This window comes from Corynebacterium afermentans subsp. lipophilum (assembly GCF_030408375.1).
Lineage (GTDB): Bacteria > Actinomycetota > Actinomycetes > Mycobacteriales > Mycobacteriaceae > Corynebacterium > Corynebacterium lipophilum.
Genome location: NZ_CP046530.1, coordinates 2,203,809 through 2,222,102, shown reverse-complemented (window position 1 = coordinate 2,222,102; position 18,294 = coordinate 2,203,809). Strand labels below are relative to the sequence as shown.

General features: G+C 63.1%; 17 protein-coding genes and 2 rRNA genes. 11 read left to right on the top strand and 8 right to left on the bottom strand.

What is annotated here, in order from left to right; genetic code table 11:
- Positions 1-303 precede the first annotated feature (303 nt).
- Positions 304-3,386 (top strand): 23S ribosomal RNA (locus CAFEL_RS10555).
- Positions 3,387-3,550: 164 nt separating this feature from the next.
- Positions 3,551-3,668 (top strand): 5S ribosomal RNA (rrf, locus tag CAFEL_RS10550).
- Positions 3,669-4,185: 517 nt separating this feature from the next.
- On the opposite strand, the gene istB is transcribed toward rrf, so the two are convergent.
- From istB to CAFEL_RS10535, 3 genes are all read right to left on the bottom strand, one after another.
- Entirely contained in the window at positions 4,186-4,968 is a 783-nt protein-coding gene (gene istB, locus CAFEL_RS10545) for an IS21-like element helper ATPase IstB (protein ID WP_194561163.1), read from the bottom strand.
- Between the two features lie 24 nt (positions 4,969-4,992).
- Entirely contained in the window at positions 4,993-6,198 is a 1,206-nt protein-coding gene (istA, locus tag CAFEL_RS10540; protein ID WP_194561164.1) for an IS21 family transposase, read from the bottom strand.
- Between the two features lie 331 nt (positions 6,199-6,529).
- On the bottom strand, positions 6,530-7,510 hold the full coding sequence (locus tag CAFEL_RS10535) for a pseudouridine synthase (protein WP_228496432.1): 981 nt from the start codon (positions 7,508-7,510) through the stop codon (positions 6,530-6,532).
- 22 nt (positions 7,511-7,532) lie between these two features.
- Here CAFEL_RS10535 and CAFEL_RS10530 point away from each other — a divergent pair, with 22 nt between their 5' ends.
- The 6 genes from CAFEL_RS10530 to CAFEL_RS10505 all read left to right on the top strand — a co-directional run bounded on the left by CAFEL_RS10530 (position 7,533) and on the right by CAFEL_RS10505 (position 10,746).
- Complete coding sequence (locus CAFEL_RS10530; protein ID WP_172796707.1) at positions 7,533-7,679, top strand: hypothetical protein; 147 nt, start codon at positions 7,533-7,535, stop codon at positions 7,677-7,679.
- A 58-nt stretch (positions 7,680-7,737) separates the two neighbouring features.
- A complete protein-coding gene (locus CAFEL_RS10525; protein ID WP_194560517.1) occupies positions 7,738-8,634 on the top strand; it encodes a universal stress protein in 897 nt (298 codons plus the stop codon).
- A 102-nt stretch (positions 8,635-8,736) separates the two neighbouring features.
- Positions 8,737-9,006, top strand: coding sequence for a GlsB/YeaQ/YmgE family stress response membrane protein (locus CAFEL_RS10520; RefSeq protein ID WP_035000283.1), 270 nt, complete (start codon positions 8,737-8,739; stop codon positions 9,004-9,006).
- A 112-nt stretch (positions 9,007-9,118) separates the two neighbouring features.
- Positions 9,119-9,745, top strand: a complete 627-nt coding sequence (locus CAFEL_RS10515) for a TetR/AcrR family transcriptional regulator (RefSeq protein ID WP_070475886.1) — start codon at positions 9,119-9,121, stop codon at positions 9,743-9,745.
- A gap of 24 nt (positions 9,746-9,769) precedes the next feature.
- Positions 9,770-10,591 (top strand): class E sortase, encoded by an 822-nt coding sequence (locus CAFEL_RS10510; protein ID WP_194560518.1) that lies wholly within the window; start codon positions 9,770-9,772, stop codon positions 10,589-10,591.
- 2 nt (positions 10,592-10,593) lie between these two features.
- Positions 10,594-10,746: a hypothetical protein gene (locus tag CAFEL_RS10505; RefSeq protein WP_168160630.1), complete on the top strand. Its 153-nt coding sequence runs from the start codon at positions 10,594-10,596 to the stop codon at positions 10,744-10,746.
- A 4-nt stretch (positions 10,747-10,750) separates the two neighbouring features.
- On the opposite strand, the gene CAFEL_RS10500 is transcribed toward CAFEL_RS10505, so the two are convergent.
- Both CAFEL_RS10500 and CAFEL_RS10495 read right to left on the bottom strand, forming a co-directional pair.
- A complete protein-coding gene (locus CAFEL_RS10500; RefSeq protein ID WP_290172050.1) occupies positions 10,751-11,704 on the bottom strand; it encodes a TIGR00730 family Rossman fold protein in 954 nt (317 codons plus the stop codon).
- Positions 11,701-12,246 carry a DUF2020 domain-containing protein gene (locus CAFEL_RS10495; RefSeq protein ID WP_194560519.1) on the bottom strand — a complete coding sequence of 182 codons (546 nt, stop codon included), beginning with the start codon at positions 12,244-12,246 and terminating at the stop codon, positions 11,701-11,703. Before CAFEL_RS10495 ends, CAFEL_RS10500 begins: the two co-directional genes overlap by 4 nt.
- On the opposite strand from CAFEL_RS10495, the gene CAFEL_RS10490 reads away from it, so the two are divergent.
- Both CAFEL_RS10490 and CAFEL_RS10485 read left to right on the top strand, forming a co-directional pair.
- Positions 12,245-13,522, top strand: coding sequence for a sensor histidine kinase (locus tag CAFEL_RS10490; RefSeq protein ID WP_194560520.1), 1,278 nt, complete (start codon positions 12,245-12,247; stop codon positions 13,520-13,522). The two genes, CAFEL_RS10495 and CAFEL_RS10490, sit on opposite strands and share 2 nt — an antisense overlap.
- Entirely contained in the window at positions 13,500-14,138 is a 639-nt protein-coding gene (locus CAFEL_RS10485) for a LuxR C-terminal-related transcriptional regulator (protein WP_194560521.1), read from the top strand. The genes CAFEL_RS10490 and CAFEL_RS10485 overlap by 23 nt, the downstream gene beginning before the upstream one ends.
- 31 nt (positions 14,139-14,169) lie before the next feature.
- Here the strand turns inward: CAFEL_RS10485 and CAFEL_RS10480 are convergent, their stop codons facing one another.
- Complete coding sequence (locus CAFEL_RS10480; protein ID WP_194560522.1) at positions 14,170-14,805, bottom strand: DUF6474 family protein; 636 nt, start codon at positions 14,803-14,805, stop codon at positions 14,170-14,172.
- A gap of 88 nt (positions 14,806-14,893) precedes the next feature.
- Here CAFEL_RS10480 and CAFEL_RS10475 point away from each other — a divergent pair, with 88 nt between their 5' ends.
- Positions 14,894-16,369 carry a TM0106 family RecB-like putative nuclease gene (locus CAFEL_RS10475; protein ID WP_290172049.1) on the top strand — a complete coding sequence of 492 codons (1,476 nt, stop codon included), beginning with the start codon at positions 14,894-14,896 and terminating at the stop codon, positions 16,367-16,369.
- A 5-nt stretch (positions 16,370-16,374) separates the two neighbouring features.
- On the opposite strand, the gene CAFEL_RS10470 is transcribed toward CAFEL_RS10475, so the two are convergent.
- On the bottom strand, positions 16,375-17,547 hold the full coding sequence (locus CAFEL_RS10470; RefSeq protein ID WP_228496433.1) for an MFS transporter: 1,173 nt from the start codon (positions 17,545-17,547) through the stop codon (positions 16,375-16,377).
- Positions 17,548-17,670: 123 nt separating this feature from the next.
- A complete protein-coding gene (locus tag CAFEL_RS10465) occupies positions 17,671-18,273 on the bottom strand; it encodes a superoxide dismutase (RefSeq protein WP_181889279.1) in 603 nt (200 codons plus the stop codon).
- Positions 18,274-18,294 lie beyond the last annotated feature (21 nt).

The window sequence follows — 18,294 nt, the reverse complement described above, 5'->3', positions numbered from 1 at the left end:
GGCATACCCGCAGGCGCTGATGCTGCTTCGATGGTGGTGTTGGTGGCTGATGTTGGGGTGTGTGCTGCGTGGTGTGTGGGGTTGGTGGATACACCGATTTTGCGTGACAAAAGGGTTTTTGTATTGGTGCACTGTTGGGTGTCTGGGGCAGCACAATGTTGTTCCTGTTGGGCCCTTGCGTGAATCAGTCACTTGGTTGTGGTTGGTTGTGTGTGGGGGTTGTGTTGTGTGAGAACTGTATAGTGGACGCGAGTATCTTTCTTTTTTGTGTTTTGGTGTTTGTACCTGTTTGTTTGTGTGTCCGTGTGTTTTGTTACGGGCGTATGGTGGATGCCTTGGCATGCTGAGCCGATGAAGGACGTGTGAGGCTGCGTTATGCCTCGGGGAGTTGCCAACAAAGCGTTGATCCGAGGATGTCCGAATGGGGAAACCCAGCACCGGTTGTGTGGTGTTACCCGCAGGTGAATTCATAGTCTGTGTGGGGGTTGACGCGGGGAAGTGAAACATCTCAGTACCCGTAGGAGAAGAAAACAATTGTGATTCCGTGTGTAGTGGCGAGCGATAGCGGATGAGGCTAAACCGTGTGCGTGTGATACCTGGCAGGGGTTGCGTGTGCGGTGTTGTGGGGCGTAAATGTTGCAGGCTGCCGACTGCAAGCGCAATGCGCATACATCAGCGGAAGCATCTGGGATGGTGCACCGGAGTAGGTGATGAGTCCTGTACGTGAAGGTGTGTGTGGTTGTGTTGTTTGTGTTTTTCCCCGAGTAGCAGCGGGCTCGTGGAATCTGCTGTGAATCTGCCGGGACCACCCGGTAAGCCTAAATACTCAGTGTGACCGATAGTGGATAAGTACCGTGAGGGAATGGTGAAAAGTACCCCGGGAGGGGAGTGAAAGAGTTCCTGAAACCATGCGCTTACAATCCGTCAGAGCACCGTTTGCGTGTGATGGCGTGCCTTTTGAAGAATGAGCCTGCGAGTCAGCGGCATGTCGCGAGGTTAACCCGTTTTTGTGGGGTAGTCGTAGCGAAAGCGAATCCGAATAGGGTGGCAAGTGGCATGTCCTGGACCCGAAGCGGGGTGATCTACCCATGGCCAGTGTGAAGCAGCTGTAAGAGGTTGTGGAGGCGCGAACCCACTTAGGTTGAAAACTGAGGGGATGAGCTGTGGGTAGGGGTGAAAGGCCAATCAAACTCCGTGATAGCTGGTTCTCCCCGAAATGCATTTAGGTGCAGCGTGATGTGAGCTTGCCGGAGGTAGAGCTACTGGTTGGTTGAGCGGGACTATCATCTTAGCGACGTCAGCCAAACTCCGAATACCGGTTGAAGTGGTGCATTGCAGTGAGACTGTGGGGGATAAGCTTCATAGTCGAGAGGGAAACAGCCCAGATCGCCGGTTAAGGCCCCTAAGGGTGTGCTAAGTGGAAAAGGATGTGGGATCGCGAAGACAGCCAGGAGGTTGGCTTAGAAGCAGCCATCCTTGAAAGAGTGCGTAATAGCTCACTGGTCGAGTGGTTCCGCGCCGACAATTCAGTGGGGCTCAAGCACACCGCCGAAGCCGCGGCAAACATTTTTTGTTTGGGTAGGGGAGCGTCGTGTGTGGGGTGAAGCCGTATCGGAAGGAGCGGTGGACTGCATGCGAGTGAGAATGCAGGCATGAGTAACGAATGGCAAGTGAGAATCTTGCCCGCCGGATGACTAAGGGTTCCTGGGTCAAGTTCGTCTTCCCAGGGTGAGTCGGGTCCTAAGGCGAGGCCGACAGGCGTAGTCGATGGTTAACGGGTTGATATTCCCGTACCCGTGTATGCGCGCCCAGTATCGAAGCGGTGAGACTAACCACCCTGATCCGCCGATCGTTGCCGTCCTTTGGGACGGTTGGTTGGTGGTGATGCGTGGGGCCTGATCCGTGGTAGGTCAGTGATGGGGTGACGCAGTGAGGTAGCTAAGCCGCTTATTGGATTGCGGTGCAAGCGTGTGGCACGGCAACATTGGTCAAATCCGGTTGCCATGAGTGTGAGGCGTGATGCGTAGCCCATGTGTGGGTGATGTTGGTGATCCTGTACTGCCGAGAAAAGCCTCTAGCGATGTGCATGTACGGCCCGTACCCATAACCGACACAGGTGGTCAGGTAGAAAATACTAAGGCGAGCGGGTGAACTGTGGTTAAGGAACTCGGCAAAATGCCCCCGTAACTTCGGGAGAAGGGGGACCACAACTGGTGACACATGTTCGTGTTGAGCTGGTTGGGGTCGCAGAGAAGAGAGGGGAGCGACTGTTTATCAAAAACACAGGTCCGTGCGAAGACGGTTAAGTTGATGTATACGGACTGACGCCTGCCCGGTGCTGGAAGGTTAAGAGGACCCGTTAGGCCGTTGTGGTCGAAGCGGAGAATTTAAGCCCCAGTAAACGGCGGTGGTAACTATAACCATCCTAAGGTAGCGAAATTCCTTGTCGGGTAAGTTCCGACCTGCACGAATGGCGTAACGACTCCCCTGCTGTCTCAACCACAGGCCCGGTGAAATTGCAGTACGAGTAAAGATGCTCGTTTCGCGCGGCAGGACGAAAAGACCCCGGGACCTTCACTATAGCTTGGTATTGGCATTCGGTGCGGTTTGTGTAGGATAGGTGGGAGATGTGGAAGCATGCACGCTAGTGTGTGTGGAGTCGTTGTTGAAATACCACTCTGACCGTAGTGGATATCTAACCTTGGCCCATGATCTGGGTTGGGGACAGTGCCTGGTGGGTAGTTTAACTGGGGCGGTTGCCTCCCAAAATGTAACGGAGGCGCCCAAAGGTTCCCTCAGCCTGGTTGGCAATCAGGTGTTTAGAGTGTAAGTGCACAAGGGAGCTTGACTGCGAGACTTACTAGTCGAGCAGGGACGAAAGTCGGGACTAGTGATCCGGCACCTACTTGTGGATGTGGTGTCGCTCAACGGATAAAAGGTACCCCGGGGATAACAGGCTGATCTTCCCCAAGAGTCCATATCGACGGGATGGTTTGGCACCTCGATGTCGGCTCGTCGCATCCTGGGGCTGGAGTAGGTCCCAAGGGTTGGGCTGTTCGCCCATTAAAGCGGCACGCGAGCTGGGTTCAGAACGTCGTGAGACAGTTCGGTCTCTATCCGCCGCGCGCGTTGAAACTTGAAGAAGGCTGTCCCTAGTACGAGAGGACCGGGACGGACGTACCTCTAGTGTGCCAGTTGTTCCGCCAGGAGCACGGCTGGTTGGCTACGTACGGGAGGGATAACCGCTGAAAGCATCTAAGCGGGAAGCCTGTTTTAAGATGAGGTTTCATTTGAGGTTCCCAGGAGACTACTGGGTTGATAGGCCGGACCTGGAAGCACAGTAATGTGTGGAGGCGACCGGTACTAATACACCAATAAACACCATTGACACACCGATAGGTTGTGAACACCGCGAAGAAACACAAAAGCATGTTGCTTGCGTCCACTGTGCAGTCACTGACACAACACACCACCCGGCATCCACCGGTTGGCCGACACGTAAATTGCATATCGCTGATTGTTGATCAGCCGACCATGCCCCTAAAGGTGTGTCGGTGGTTGATGGCGGCGGGGAAACGCCCGGTCCCATTCCGAACCCGGAAGCTAAGCCCGCCCGCGCCGATGGTACTGCCCCCGGGAGGGAGTGGGAGAGTAGGTTACCGCCGACCCAACAACTTCACACACAAGCACCCGCTGTAAGCACATACTTACAGCGGGTGCTTTCATATGCGCAGCCAATGACCGACCGAGGGCGTATGGGGCGGGGTCCCCGCTTTGCTGACAACACCAGGAACCCCAACTATGGGGGCGCACCCACGAATGCCTTGTCCTGATCCGACTCCGCATTGCGAACAACCGGGGCGAAACCACCGGGCGGGGCGTGACCTGTCAACTGGGGGCCACATGGTCGCGGGGCCAGCACACGCAGCCACGATGACGCATACTGTGGGCGAAAGTCGAGTACCGGACGTCGAGTACGCCCGCATACACCGATGAACTCGACCTCCACTACTCGACCAACAACGCGCCCACGAAAAAACCCGGGGCCGGTCCAAACTCCGCATTGCGGACAACCACAGCGGCACCAACTATGGGCGCACCCACGGATCATTTGTCTGGCGTGTGAGTGATCTTCGAAATGTAGCCCACTGGCGCTCTTTGAAAAGTAGCCCAGTGTGGTCGTAGTTATTGTGCCTGATTTGCTTGTGGTGTAGTGAGTTCGCGTCCTTTGATGCGGTGGCTTACTCCTCGGTGTTGGAAGATTTTTGCGTGGTGGACGATGCGGTCGACCATGGCAGTTGCGACGGTTATGTCTCCGAAGCATTGGGCCCATTGGGAAAAGGCCAGGTTGGATGTGACGATGATGGATCCGTGTTCGTATCGGCGTGAGACGAGTTGGAAGAAGAGGTTTGCTGCGTCTGCTTCAACGGGGATGTATCCGAGTTCGTCGATGATCAGCAGGTGGTATCTGTTTAGGCGTTTGAGTACGGATTCGAGTCGTCCGGTGTTGTGTGCCTCGGTGAGTGTGTTGATCCATCCTGCGGCGGTGTCGAACAGTACTCGGTAGCCTTGCTGAGCAGCGGTTATGCCTAGGGCTGTGGCGAGGTGTGTTTTTCCGGTGCCTGGTGGGCCTAGAAGGACGACGTTTTCAGCGGTTGCGACCCAGGCTCCGGTTTCTAGTCGGGCGATGTCAGCGCGGTCGATGCCGGGTTGGGCGGAGAAGTCGAAATCGGCGATGGTTTTGACTGCTGGAAAGCCGGCTCGTTTAACGCGTTGGCGTGCTCCGGATTCAGCGCGTGCGGTGGCTTCTACTGAAAGTACCGCGGCGAGGTATTCCTCGTAGGTAAACGATTCTGCGCGCGCTTGTTCGGCAATGGTGGCGTAGACGGTGTTGATACGTGGGGCTTTCAGCGTCTGTGACAGGTGCGCAATCGTTGCTTGGGTGTCGTGGGCGTGTGTGTGGGGCATAGTCGAATCCAATCTTCTTTGGGGCTAGGCGATTGAGTCGTAGATGGCCAAGTCGGCTACCTCTACGTCGTTGTCTGGTGTGTGGGTGTGTTGTTGGGCTCCGGTGATGAGCTGTCGCATGCGTCGTGCGGCGTGTTGGTGGGCGGGGTCGGTGATGACGTGGTGTTTGCCCCAGTAGCGCCGGTGGCAGGCGGCGATTTCGCCGGATGGTCCTGTGACAGTGATTTCTTCTAGGCAGGTGCGCACGGTTACGAGCCTGTCGATGAAGGTGGGGTCGACGCTGTATTGGTTGGTATCGACGGTGATGTAGTAGTTGCGTGGCAGACGTACCGCAGGACGGATCCCGATCGTTGGGGTATACGGCGGAAGTGGACGCATGGACTGTTGGTCGGTGTGAAACAGATCGATCGGGCGGGTTTTCAACGTGGCGTGGGTGCGGGTATTGGCCACGGTGCTAAACCATTCATCGAGCTGGTCTTGCACGTCCTGCGGGTTGCTGAAGTGCCGGCCTGGGAAAAAGGAGCGCTTCATATAGCCGTTGGTGCGTTCAACGATGCCTTTCGATTCCGGATCTCGCGGCGGGGCTTGGACGATCTTGGTGCCAATTGCACCGGCGAACGCAGCGACTGGCTCACACAGACGGGCCTTACCGATGCCCGCTTCGCGGTCCCATACCAGCCGGTCGGGCACGGCTTTGAAGTCACGCTCGATGAGCTGCCACATCCCAGCGATCAGGTCATCCGTTCTACGAGTCGGAAGCAGACAGGCGGCGGCGAATCGGGAATGCGATGCCGCCATCACCAGCACCGGCAATGGCCGGTGCACACCATTTGCATCGGGCAACCCGCCGGCGGCAAACGTCAGGTCGCACTGGATTTCACGTCCGGGAAGATGGGTGAGCGTGTCCACGGGGTCTGCGGGAAGATACTCGGGTCGGATCCGGGCAACGTTTTTGCGCAGCCACGATTCTGACCCAGTCCACCCAACGCGTTGTCCGATGACTTTTGCGTTAAGACGTGGAGTTTCAGCCAGCAGCGCTCGTACTTGTGGTTCAAAGGCATCGAAACTTGTGGTTTTAGCCCGACGCGGCGGGTATTTCGGAGGTGAATCCGAAGCGAGTGCTCGCTCGACAGTCTTCTTCGCGCAGCCAACCTCGTTGGCGATCTTGCGTATCGATAAACCCTGCCCACGCAGGTACCGGATCTGTGCCCATTGTTCCAAAGAAATCACCCGTCCAATCTTTTTCGGATGGGCTACTTTTCGGGGAGCGTTTTGGGCTACTTTTCAAAGAGCGCTGACATGGCGGTTTCGTAGAAGTTGGCACCGGCTATTTCCCACCTGGGTAAACAGCGGCCGAAAATGGCTGGATCGTCAACGTTTACGAAAGCTGCCCTCGCGAAACTCCGCATTGCGGACAACTGCGCCTGCACCAACTATGGGTGTCCCCCACGAAAGCCAGGGGCCGCTGGCCCGACTTCGCATTGCGGACAGCTGTGCCTACACCAACGATGGGTGCACACCCACCAATCGTTATCCAGACAGTGGCCTAGAGACACGGCGGCTACAGGGTGGGCCAGGTCTCGCGCAGACGGAACTCCCGTTTGTGGCCGCGCAGTGGATCGGTGAATTCTAGAGCGGTGCACCGCAGCAGCATCGGCACGGAAAAGTCCTCAGTGTCAGCCGGCAGCAAATCGGGGTAGATCCTGTCGCCGAGGATTGGTGCCGCTTCCGCCATCATTTGGACGCGGAGTTGGTGGGTACGGCCGGTTTCGGGCTGCAGCACATACCGCCCCAACGCGCCTGAAACGCCATAGCGGCTCTGCAACCCCACCTCCACGGCAGGTTCTAACCGCGAAACGTTGGACACCACGGTCGAGGCGTTCGGCTCGGCGTCTGGCACCAACCGGGCGGCGGGTTCACCGGGCTGTTTGGTGAGGTGATGGTGCCAGGGGGTGGCCGGAGGGACGTCGTGAAGCGATGCGATTGCTTCGTATTCCTTGCGTACCTCGCGGCGCGCGAAGAGCTCCTGGTAAGCGCCACGGATCTCGCGGCGTTTCGTGAGCAAGAGCAGCCCGGATGTTGCCCGATCAAGGCGGTGAGCGGGCGTGAGCTCTTCGTTGCCGGTGGCGCGTCGCAGCCGCACGGTGGCGGTTTCTGTGATGTGGGACGCGCGTGGCATGGTCGCCAAAAATGGTGGTTTGTTCACGACAAGGAGGTCGTCGTCCTCGAATACCGTGGTGATATCGAAAGGCACCGGCTTCTCGGGGGCGGGTCGGCGGTAGAAGAAGACGTCGGTGCCGGGCTCCAGCCAGGTGTCTGCGGTGAGCGGCGAGCCGTCCCGCTTTACGACGGCACCTTCGGCAAACCTCGCCAAGACCGCATCCACGTTGTCCTCGGGATGGCGGTGGCGCTGGGTGGACACGACGTGCCAGATGAATTCGGCGGCGGAGATTCCCTGCCCCTCTGGCACGCGGACGCGGGTGGCGCCGAGGCCGTCGCGGGGCGGCAACGGCCCCGTATTCTTCGTCTTTTTCCGTGCCATGCTGTGTAGTAGATTAGCCGCCATGGATTTAGGGTCATTGGTTGAACCGCTGACGGCATTTTTCTCCGAGGGTATCGGTAAGGCCATCATGGATGTTCTGAGCGTGATTTACCAGGTGCTATTCCCCGCGAACGCCCCGGCGGCGACGCCGCAGGAACTGCCGCGCTGACACTCCGGGCAGCAGTAGACTGGGGGTATAACCAGCCGATCTGAAGGAAGGTTTGCATATGACCCAGGAAGATATTGTTGTCGTTGCCGTAGATGGCAGCCCCGCCTCCGACAATGCAGTCCGTTGGGCTGCAAATACGGCGATGAAGCGCAACATTCCGCTGCGCCTCGCGGCGGCATACTCGATGCCGCAGTTCCTGTACGCGGAAGGCATGGTGCCGCCGCAGGAGATCTTCGACGAGCTGCAGCGTGAAACGCTGCAGACCGTGGACCGTGCGCGCGACATCGCCCTCGAGGTGGCGCCGGATCTGCACATCGGCCACGCGGTGGCGGAAGGCTCGCCGATTGACATGCTGCTGGAGATGTCCAAGGAATCCACCATGGTGGTGATGGGATCCCGCGGCCTGAGCGGGATCTCCGGCATGGTGCTCGGCTCCGTCTCCGGCGCTGTGGTCTCCCACGCATCCTGCCCGGTGGTGGTCGTGCGTGAAGACAACGCAGTGACAGAGACGAACAAGTACGGCCCTGTCGTCGTCGGCGTGGACGGCTCTGATGTGTCGCGTCGTGCGACCGAGGTGGCCTTCGAGGAGGCAGCCGCTCGCGGTGCGGAGCTGCACGCGGTGCACACCTGGGTGGACACCCAGATCCAAGGGCCGGGCGCAGGCTACGCGGTGTCTGAGGACCATTGGCAGGCTGTGCAGGCAGAAAAGGACGAGCTGTTGAGCTCGTACCTGAATGAGCTTTCGGAGCAGTACCCGGACGTGGTGGTAAAGAAGATCATCACCCGCGACCGCCCGGTGCGTGCCCTTGCAGAGGCTGCGCAGGGTGCGCAGCTGCTGGTCACCGGCTCGCACGGCCGCGGCGGATTCAAGGGCATGCTGCTGGGCTCGACTTCGCGCGCGCTGCTGCAGGAGGCACCGTGCCCCATGATGGTCGTGCGTACACAAGATTTGTAAGCGAATTGTTACGCAACTGCATGCGATGCGTTGCTCGCCCAATCTATAAGGGGCGCATAATGGCTCCCGTACTGATTAACAATTAGAAGGGTTTGAAACACTATGGCACCTGCAATGGGTCTTATCGGTTGGATTGTTATTGGCGGTCTTGCCGGCTGGATCGGTTCGAAGATCCAGAACCGTGACGCACAGATGGGCATCGGCCTGAACATCGTGGTCGGCATTATCGGCGGTCTGCTTGGTGGCTGGCTGCTCTCCGTGTTCGGCGTCGACGTTGCCGGCGGTGGGCTGTTCTTCAGCTTCCTCACCTGCCTGCTCGGCGCGGTGATTTTGCTGTGGATCATCAATCTGGTGACCAGCAAGCGTCGATAGGCGAAAGTGCGAAATCCCTCGGGTGGAACCCGAGGGATTTTTTCGCGCCCGGTGGACTATACGTACCGGTTTGTCTATATTGATATGCGACCGACGCACGAAGGAGTTTTCCTTGGCCACCACCAGCAAGAAGAAGCCAGCGCAGCGACGCCGGGACCGGCCGAGCCCGCGCCAGCGGCTGCTGGACGCTGCAACAAAACTGTTCACCGAAGAGGGCATCCGCGTCATCGGCATCGACCGGATCCTGCGCGAAGCGGACGTGGCCAAGGCCTCGCTGTACTCGCTGCTGGGCTCGAAGGACAACCTCGTCATCGCCTACCTGGAGCAGCTGGACGAGCAGTTCCGCGCCCGCTGGGGTGAGCGCGCCGCGAAGGCGCCGGACGCGGACGCGAAGATCCTCGCATTCTTCGACATGGCTATCGACGAAGAGCCGGACAAGGACTTCCGCGGCTCTCCTTTCCTCAACGCCGCGGGCGAATATCCGCGCCCCGAGGTGGAGTCGGAAGAGCGCATCATCGCGGCGTGCATGGCGCACCGCTCCTGGATGCACGAAACGATCACCGCGCTGCTGACGGAGAAGAACGGCTACGAGTCCTCCGCGCTGGCGGATGAGCTGCTGATCTTCCTCGATGGCGGGCTGTCCGGCGCGAGGATCCTGCACAGCGTCGAGCCGCTGCGCACCGCACGCGCGCTGGCGGAGAACACCTTGGGCGCGCCGCCGCCGGATTACTCCATCTAGCGCGCCGGCGCTACGCTGAGCCGCATGACCACGGCCCACATGCACACGCAGCCGCGCCGCGTTACCACCTCGCAGGTGATTGGCGAGTTGCTGCTCACGTTCGGCGTGTTACTGCTGTTGTTCGCGTTCTACGAGTCTTATTGGACGAACATCGCCTCCGGCCGGATGCAGGACGAGGTGCAGACTCGCCTGGAAGAGCAGTGGGTCAACCCCCGCCAGGCCAAGGCTACTGAGCTGGGCGACGCGTTCGCGCGCATGTACATTCCGGCGTTTGGCCAGGACTACCAGTTCGCCATCGTGGAAGGCGTGCAGGAGCACCAGCTGCTCACCGGCCCGGGCCACTACCCGGGCACGCAGCAGCCGGGCGAGGACGGCAACTTCGCCGTCGCCGGGCACCGCGTGGGCAAGGGCGCGCCGTTTAACGACTTGGGTGCGCTGAAGGCTTGCGACGCCATCGTGGTGGAGACGCAGACCGAGTGGGTGACCTACCGCGTGTTGCCGATGTCCCAGGACCCGGGGGAGCGCCGCAGAGAGGGCATCGATTGCCTGCCCGGCGAGCTGAACGAGCGCATCGCAGCTGGCGACTACGCACAGGTCAAAGGCCGCGAGATTACGCTGCCGGGCGACATCGAGGTGGTCAACCCCATCCCGGGCAACCGATCGACGAAGGTGGAGCCGGGCACGGAGGGCCTGATCACGCTGACCACGTGCCACCCGCAGTTCTCTAACGCGGAGCGCATGATTATCCACGCGGTGCGCACGGAGGTGCGGCCGAAGGACCCGTCGGGCGCCGTCCCGGACGCAATGAAACCGGCCCAAAAACCGGCACAGAAAGAGGTGCGATAGCGATGTATGCGGCCCTGTGGCGCAAGCTTCCCGGCCCCGCTCCGGTGAAGTGGCTGCTCACCCTGATCATTTTGGTGGGCGTGTTTTTCCTGCTCATGGAGGTTGTCTACCCGTGGGTGTCGTCGCTGATGCCGTACAACGACGTCGCGGTGTAACCGACTAGAGCCAGCGTGGCACCGGCGGCGCCCATGCGCGCAGTTTGGCCAGGAGTTCCTGCGGGTCGTCGGCGACGACCATGTGCGCGCGGTCCGTCGGGCGCACGAAGCCCTGGTCCACCATGTGGTCGATCATCGCAACCAGCGGCGCCCAGAACTCGCTGCCCAGCAGCCCGATGGGCTTTTGATGCAGGCCGAGCTGTTGGCTGGTCCATTCCTCGAATAGTTCGTCCAGTGTGCCGGCGCCGCCGGGCAGGGCCACGATGGCGTCGGCAAGCTCGCTCATGCGGGCCTTGCGCTCGGACATCGTGGTCACCACCTCGAGGCGTTCGAGGCCTTCGTACTGCAGCTCGAAGTTGACTAGGTGTTCGGTGAGGATGCCAATGCTTGTCGACGCCCCCTCGGCCACCTCGCCCATCAGCCCCAGCCTGGACCCGCCGTAGACCAAAGTGATGTCGGCGTCCGCTAGCGCCTTGCCGAACGCCCTGGCCAACGCGGCGTTGTTGGGGTTAGTGCCCTCGCGCGCCCCGGCGTAGACGGCGATGGCTTCGATCTCGCGGGACTTCAGCGCCGGGAAGACTTCGCCGCGCAGCAACGGTGCGAGCTCGGCGTCTGGGGCCGTGGGGTCGATCCAGCGTGCCTCGGCGATTTCCGCGGCGGGCGCGGGGGACAGGCCGGCGCCGGGGTGCAAAAACACCGTGGAGGTGACGGTGCAGCCGGGCTCGTTGGAGGCGGGTGCGCTGAACTGGCCCAGGTAGCTCAGATCTTCCGGATCGACGTCCAGGCCGACCTCCTCCCGGGTCTCGCGCAGCGCAGTGTCCACCAGCGTCTCGCCGGGCTCCGGCTTCCCGCCCGGCAGCTGGAAGCGCGGGCTGGTGTGTTTGCGCACGCACAGCACGCGGCCCTGCTCGTCGGTGAACACGATGGCGGCTACGGAGATCATCACGGGACTATTCACAGGGCCAGGTTAGCGATAACTTCTTTCGCCACCGTTTCGGCCTTGACGGACTCGTGCTGGTTGGTGAACACCGCCACCGCTGTGAGCCCTTTGGCCACGGCGTACGCTGCGCCGATGCGGCCGGGCACGTCCCCGCCGCCGTGGCGGCCGCCGTCCCACCCGCCGGGCAGCGTCGCCGGCTGGGTCAGGTCTACCGGGGCGACGAAGTCCACCACGGCGCGGGCGTCTTCCACGGAGTCCATGTGGCGCACCATCACGGTCAGCTGCGGCTCCTCGGGGTAGGACCAGAACTGGCAGGCCGGCGGGTCGAAGCGGGTGTCTGTGCCCACGCCGGTGACGCGCTGGCCGTTGGTCTGCGCGACCCACTCAGTGTCCAGGTAGGGGCATTCGGTCCAGGAGTCGCGCGGGGTGTCGGGCAGGGCTTCTATTGGCAGGGTGGGTTCGGGTGCGGGGGCGGCCGAAGGGTCGTCGATAGGCGAAGGCTCCTGCGAACACCCGGCGAGGGCGAGCACGAACAGGGCGGTGGGTACTCTCAGACGCATGAGCTCCAGATTAGTGCTGTTGGAGCAGCATCCCGGAAAGACCGCGGACTACCGGGCGCTCGACTCGGGCATCACGGTGCTGGCGGTGTGCCTCATGCTCGTCTCCTTCGGTGCGCTCGCGCGCATGCCGCTCAATAGCGCGCTGCTGCACATTGTGATGACCGCGGCGTTCGCGTTTTTGCTGTTCTACGGCATGGTGGAGATGTACCGCTGGGGCATGTGGGGGCGTGTGGCGTGGATGCTGGGGGCGACGGCGGTGTGGGTGGCGGACATGACTGTCTCACCGGTGGCCGTGTACTGGGTGTTCGTGCTGTTTTTCGTGGCGCTGCGCGCCTTTGACAACTGGATCGGCTACGCGTGGGTGGTGGCGTGCCTGGGCATCTCGATTGGCATGCAGATCCCGACCGGTCTCACCCTCGGCGGGATCATGGGCCCGGCGCTGTCCGCGGTGGTTGTGGTGGCGATCGCGTACGCCTTCGACACCATCACCCGCGTCAGCCGCGAGAGGCAGCAGCTTATCGACGAACTGCTGGCCACACGCGACCGCCTCGCCGACACGGAACGCGCCGCCGGCGTGGCCCAGGAGCGTGAACGCCTCGCGCACGAGCTGCACGACACGGTGGCGCAGAACCTGTCGTCGATCCAGATGCTGCTGCACTCGGCGGAGCAGGACGTGCGGGCAAGCGGGCTGCCGGAGGATAAGGCGCAGGCGCCGCTGCGGAAGATGGAGACGGCGCGCCGGGCGGCGTCGAATAACCTGGCGGAGACCCGCGCGATGATCGCCGCGCTTGCGCCGGCGCCGCTGACCGAGTCCTCGTTGCGCGACGCGCTGGCGCGGGTGGCCGGCGACTTCGGCGAGGCAGGCGGGCTGGACATCGAGGTAGAAGTTGACGGCGAGGCCGTGCCACTGCCGATGCGGGTGGAGGCCGGGCTGCTGCGCATCGCCCAAGGGGCGGTGTCGAATGTGGTCAACCACGCTGAGGCGAGTATTGCCCGCATCACCCTGACCTACGCGCCGGACGAGGTGCGCCTGGACGTGGTGGACAACGGCCGCGGTTTCGACGTTAACGCGCAGGGGCTCAAACCCAGCGGGCTGGGCCACCTGGGGCTGGACGCGATGCGCTCACGCGCCGCGGAGCTGGGCGGAAAGCTGGAGATCGAGTCCGCTCCCGGCGGGCCGACGGCGCTGACCGTGGCCGTGCCGGTTAGGATCAACCAAAAGACTGACCTTGACTCTTGCGAGGAGACCGACGTTGATCCGGGTACTGCTGGCTGACGACCACGAGATTGTCCGCCTGGGCCTGCGCTCCGTACTGGAGGCCGCCGAGGACATCAAAGTGGTGGCCGAGGTAGCCACCGCCGATGGCGCCATCGCCACCGCGCAGGCCGGCGGCATCGACGTCATCCTCATGGACCTGCGCTTCGGCGCCGGCGCGGAAGGCCAGCGCGTGACCACCGGCGCCCAAGCCACCGCCGCGATTCGGGCCAACATGCCCCACCCACCGAAGGTGCTGGTGGTGACCAACTACGACACCGACGCCGACATCCTCGGCGCCATCGAAGCCGGCGCCGTGGGGTACCTGCTCAAAGACGCCCCGCCGGAAGAACTCGTCGCCGCGGTGCGCTCCACCGCACGCGGCGACGCCACCATGTCCCCCGTGGTGCGCGACCGGCTCGAATCCAGGGAGCGCACCCCGCGCTCCTCGCTCACCCCGCGCGAGCTGGAGGTGCTGCAGCTGGTTGCTGCCGGCTCCTCCAACCGCGAAATCGGCCGCCAGCTCATGCTCTCCGAGGCGACCGTGAAATCCCACCTTGTCCACATTTACGACAAGCTGGGCGTACGCTCGCGCACCTCCGCCGTGGCGTCAGCGCGCGAGCAGGGCGTGCTGTAGCGGCCTCGTTCCTCGGCCGCTAGGCAGAGGCTTATTTGGACAGCTTGGCGTGCACCTCTGCCGCCAGCTTGTTCAGGTCCTCGTCGATGGAGTTGTGCGCCAGGCGGCGCTGCTCCGGGTTCGCGTGCTCGGCGTTGCGCACGGCCTGCTCCAGCTCGTCCAGGCGCACGCGCGCGTCGCCCTTGAAGCCCTCGCCGAGGTTGTCGGTGTGCTCGACGTTCTGCCGGACGGCGTCGATACGCGCCTTGAGCTCGGCGCCGCGGCCGGAGTGGCGCGCGAGATCCTGCGACGTCAGCCCCAGACCGGCGGCGCGGTTGTTCACCTGGCCCTGCTGGATGGAGGTCAGCGCCTTGTACGCCAGCGGCAGCAGCACCGGCACCAGGATGCGCGCGGCGGAGACCCACTGCTTCGCCTTCTTCTGGGTGATGCCGGACTCCTGGATGCGCTTCAGGTGCGCTTTGGCCAGTTCCTTCTCGTGCTTCTGCTTGCGCTTCAGGCCCTTCTTCTCTTCCTTGAGCAGGCGCTTTTCCGCCTTGTCCAGGAGCTTGGCCACGCGCTCGTCGGCCTTCGCCTCCTGCTTCGCCAGCTGGCGCGCGTGCGACTGCGCGGCCTTGACCTCGGCCTTCGTCTTCGCGCGGGACTTGCGGATGGCCTCGAAAACACCCATGGTTTGCTCTCCTCTAATCGTTCGCTCTAACGCCCATACACTGTACCTTCCGGGGCACTACCCCTGCCCAGGTATCGTTTGAGGCATTGTGAGTAACGAACCTGTGCGCGCCTCAGACCTCGTGGGCTGCCGCTTCCGCCAGCGGCAGCGCCGCGCGCACCCGGACGTACCCGAATTGCCGGAGGCGCTGTTGCGCCAGCCGCAGATCGACGCCGCCCGCGCCGCGGTGTTCGACCTGCTGCCCGTCAAACGCGCCGTGGGCGACGGCGCCGGCAAGACGTTTGTGCGCGTGGACATCGACCCCGGTTCGGATCGTGTCGCAGCAACACAGGATGCTTTTCGACGCCGCGCGCACCTGATCACCAACGCCACCCTGGTTGGCGCGGTGGAGGGCATAGACGCGGAGGCCGACGTGGACATCCTCGTGCGCACCGATGCCGGGTACCTGCCCGTGGTGAGTTCCAACCACCGAGTGGCGCGGGCTCATCCGAGTGCGGAGCTGGAGATGATCCCCACCGGGCGCCTGGGTCTGGGCCAGCCGTTGACGGTGCACGCGAAGGCGCGCCACCACACCGTGGACGGCTACCGCGTCACGCTTGCGCACCTGCTGCTCGGCGAGCGCGCGGACGGCCGCGGGGCTGTGATCGGCCAAGACCGCACGCGCGCATACCTGTGCGAGCCGGAGCGCTACATCGAGTCGCTTGTGGGCGCGCTGCTGGCGCCGCTGCCAGACGAGCCTAAGCGGTTGAAACAGTGCGCCACCTGCAGGTTCTGGCCGCTGTGCGAGCCGCGCCTGGTTGAGCTCGACGACATCTCGCTGCTGCTTCCGGGCGGCCGCGGCGACTACTGGCGCGAGCGCGGCATCCATACGGTGCAGCAGCTTATCGACGAAGCTCCGCCCGAACCCGCCGCCCTCGCCAGTGCCTGGCGCGCAGGCATCCCCGTGCTGCGGCGCACAGGATTCGCCCCCGCACCCCGCGCCGACGTGGAGGTGGACGTGGACATGGAGGCCTACCTGGACCAAGGGGCCTACCTGTGGGGCACCTTCGACGGCACCGACTACCGCGCCTTTGCCACCTGGGACGAGGTCGGCGGCGACGCCGAGGAGGAAAACTTCACGGCGTTCTGGTCCTGGCTGATGGCGCGCCGGGCCGAAGCGCATGCGGAGGGAAAGACGTTCCGCGCCTACTGCTACGCCGCGGGCGGGGAGAACCACTGGCTGCGCTCGTCGGCCAAGCGCTTCGCCTCCGTAGACGCCGGGGACGTCGCCGCGTTCATCGCCTCCGACGAGTGGGTGGACGTGTTCGCCCATGTGCGCCGCTCGCTCGTGGGTACCGACGGGCTGGGCCTGAAGGTGCTTGGTCCGGTCGTGGGCTTCGAGTGGGAGGACGACGACGTCGACGGCGAGCGCTCCCTCGCCCTGCGCCGCGCCGCCCGGTTCGGCGACCAGGCCGCCCGCGACATGCTGCTGCGCTACAACGAGGACGACTGCCGCGCCACCCGCGCCGTGCGCGACTTCCTGGACGCGGGCGCGCCGGGCATACCCGAGTTCGGGTCGGTGTAGCGGACCTACCGCGCGCCCCGCCACAGCGCCGCGGACACCGCAGCGAGCACGCTGAGCATCACGGCGAGCACCGAGACGAAGCCGGCCCACGCCAAACCCTCGTACGCCCAGCCGGTCGCCGCGCCCAGGATGGAAGAGCCCATGTAGTAGCAGAACACGTACATGCTGGACGCTTCGGCGCGGTCGCGCTCGGCGATGAGGCCGACCCAGCCGGAGGCCGTGGAGTGCAGCGCGAAGAAGCTGGCGGTAAACACCAGCAGGCCCGCCAAGGCGATCCAGAGGCTCGGCGCTGCCACGGCGATCGCGCCGGCGAGCATGAGCAGCGCGGCGGCGAGTACTACCACCCCGCGGCCGTAGCGCTTGGAGAGGGCTCCGGCGCGCGCACTCGACCAGGTGCCGGACAGGTACACCACGTACACCAGGCCAGACAGCGCCGCGGGCAGCCCATAGTCCAGCACCGCGCGGAAGCCGAAGAAGTTGTACATGGACACGAACACGCCCATGGCGATAAACGCGGTGGCATACAGCCCCACCAGCCGCGGGTTTTTCAGGTGGCCCAGCATCGCGCGCAGCTCCACGCTGGGACGTATCGACGCCTTCGGCACGAAATTGCGCTGCTGCGGCAACGCCCACGCCGCCAGCGCCGCCAAGGTGAACGCCACAAGTGCACTGCCGAACATGGCCCAGCGCCAGGTGGTGACCTCCAACAGCCCGGCGGGGATGAGACGCCCGCTTAAGCCCCCGATGGAGTTGCCGGCGATGTACAGGCCCATCGCGCCGGGCAGGTCGCCGGGGTCAAGTTCTTCTGACAGCCAGGTCATGGCCACCGCAGGGGTGCCGGCGATGAGTGCGCCTTGCACCGCGCGCAGGGCGATGAGCTGGCCCGCCGTCTGCGCGAGCGGGAGCGCAAGGCCGAGCGCGGTGGCGCCCAGCGCCGAGACCACCAGCACGCGCCCGCGGCCGTACTTCTCCGACAGGATCGAGGCGGGCACCACGCACAGCGCCAGCGCGCCGGTGGCGGCGGAGACGGTCAGCGCGGCGGTGGACGGGCTCACCGCCAGCTCGGTGGTGAGCGTGGGCAGCAGCGCTTGTGTGGCGTATAAGGCGTTGAAGATCGCCAGCCCGAATGCGAGCATGGCCCACGTTGCGCGACGGTATTCCAGGCTGCCTTTCTGCATGCTCACCATGCTAGGAAATCTGTCACAAGAAATTCGAGAAACAGTTGCACAAGAAAACCAGCGCCCGCCCTTCCGTTTCCGGAAGTGGCGGGCGCTGGTGGTTAGGGGAGGGCGGAGCCGTCGTTAAGCGGATGCCTTTGCGTAGCGCTCGTTGACGTCGTCCCAGTTGACAACGTTCCACCACGCCTCGACGTAATCAGCCTTGACGTTCTTGTACTGCAGGTAGAACGCGTGCTCCCACATATCCAGCATGAGCACCGGCGTGAAGTCCACGGAGATGTTGCCCTGCTGGTCGGTCAGCTGCTGGATGATCAGGCGGCCAGCGATGTGGTCGTAGCCGAGCACTGCCCAGCCGGAGCCCTGCAGGCCGGTGGCCACGCCAGCGAACTGCTTCTTGAAGGCATCGAAGGAGCCGAAGTCGCGGTCGATCGCCTCAGCGATCTCGCCGGTCGGGTTGCCGCCAGCATTCGGTGCCATGTTCTTCCAGAAGATGGAGTGGTTGGTGTGGCCACCCAGGTTGAACGCCAGGTTCTTGGACAGGGCGCGCAGGCGGTCCGGGTTCGCCTCACCGTTGCGCTCGGCCTCGAGGGCCTCGAGCGCAGCGTTCGCGCCAGCGACGTAGGTCGCGTGGTGCTTGTCGTGGTGCAGCGTCATAATCTCTTCGGAGATGTGCGGCTCCAGCGCGTCGTATGCGTAGGGGAGATCGGGAAGCTCGTAAACAGCCATGATTGATTCCTTTCGTCTGCG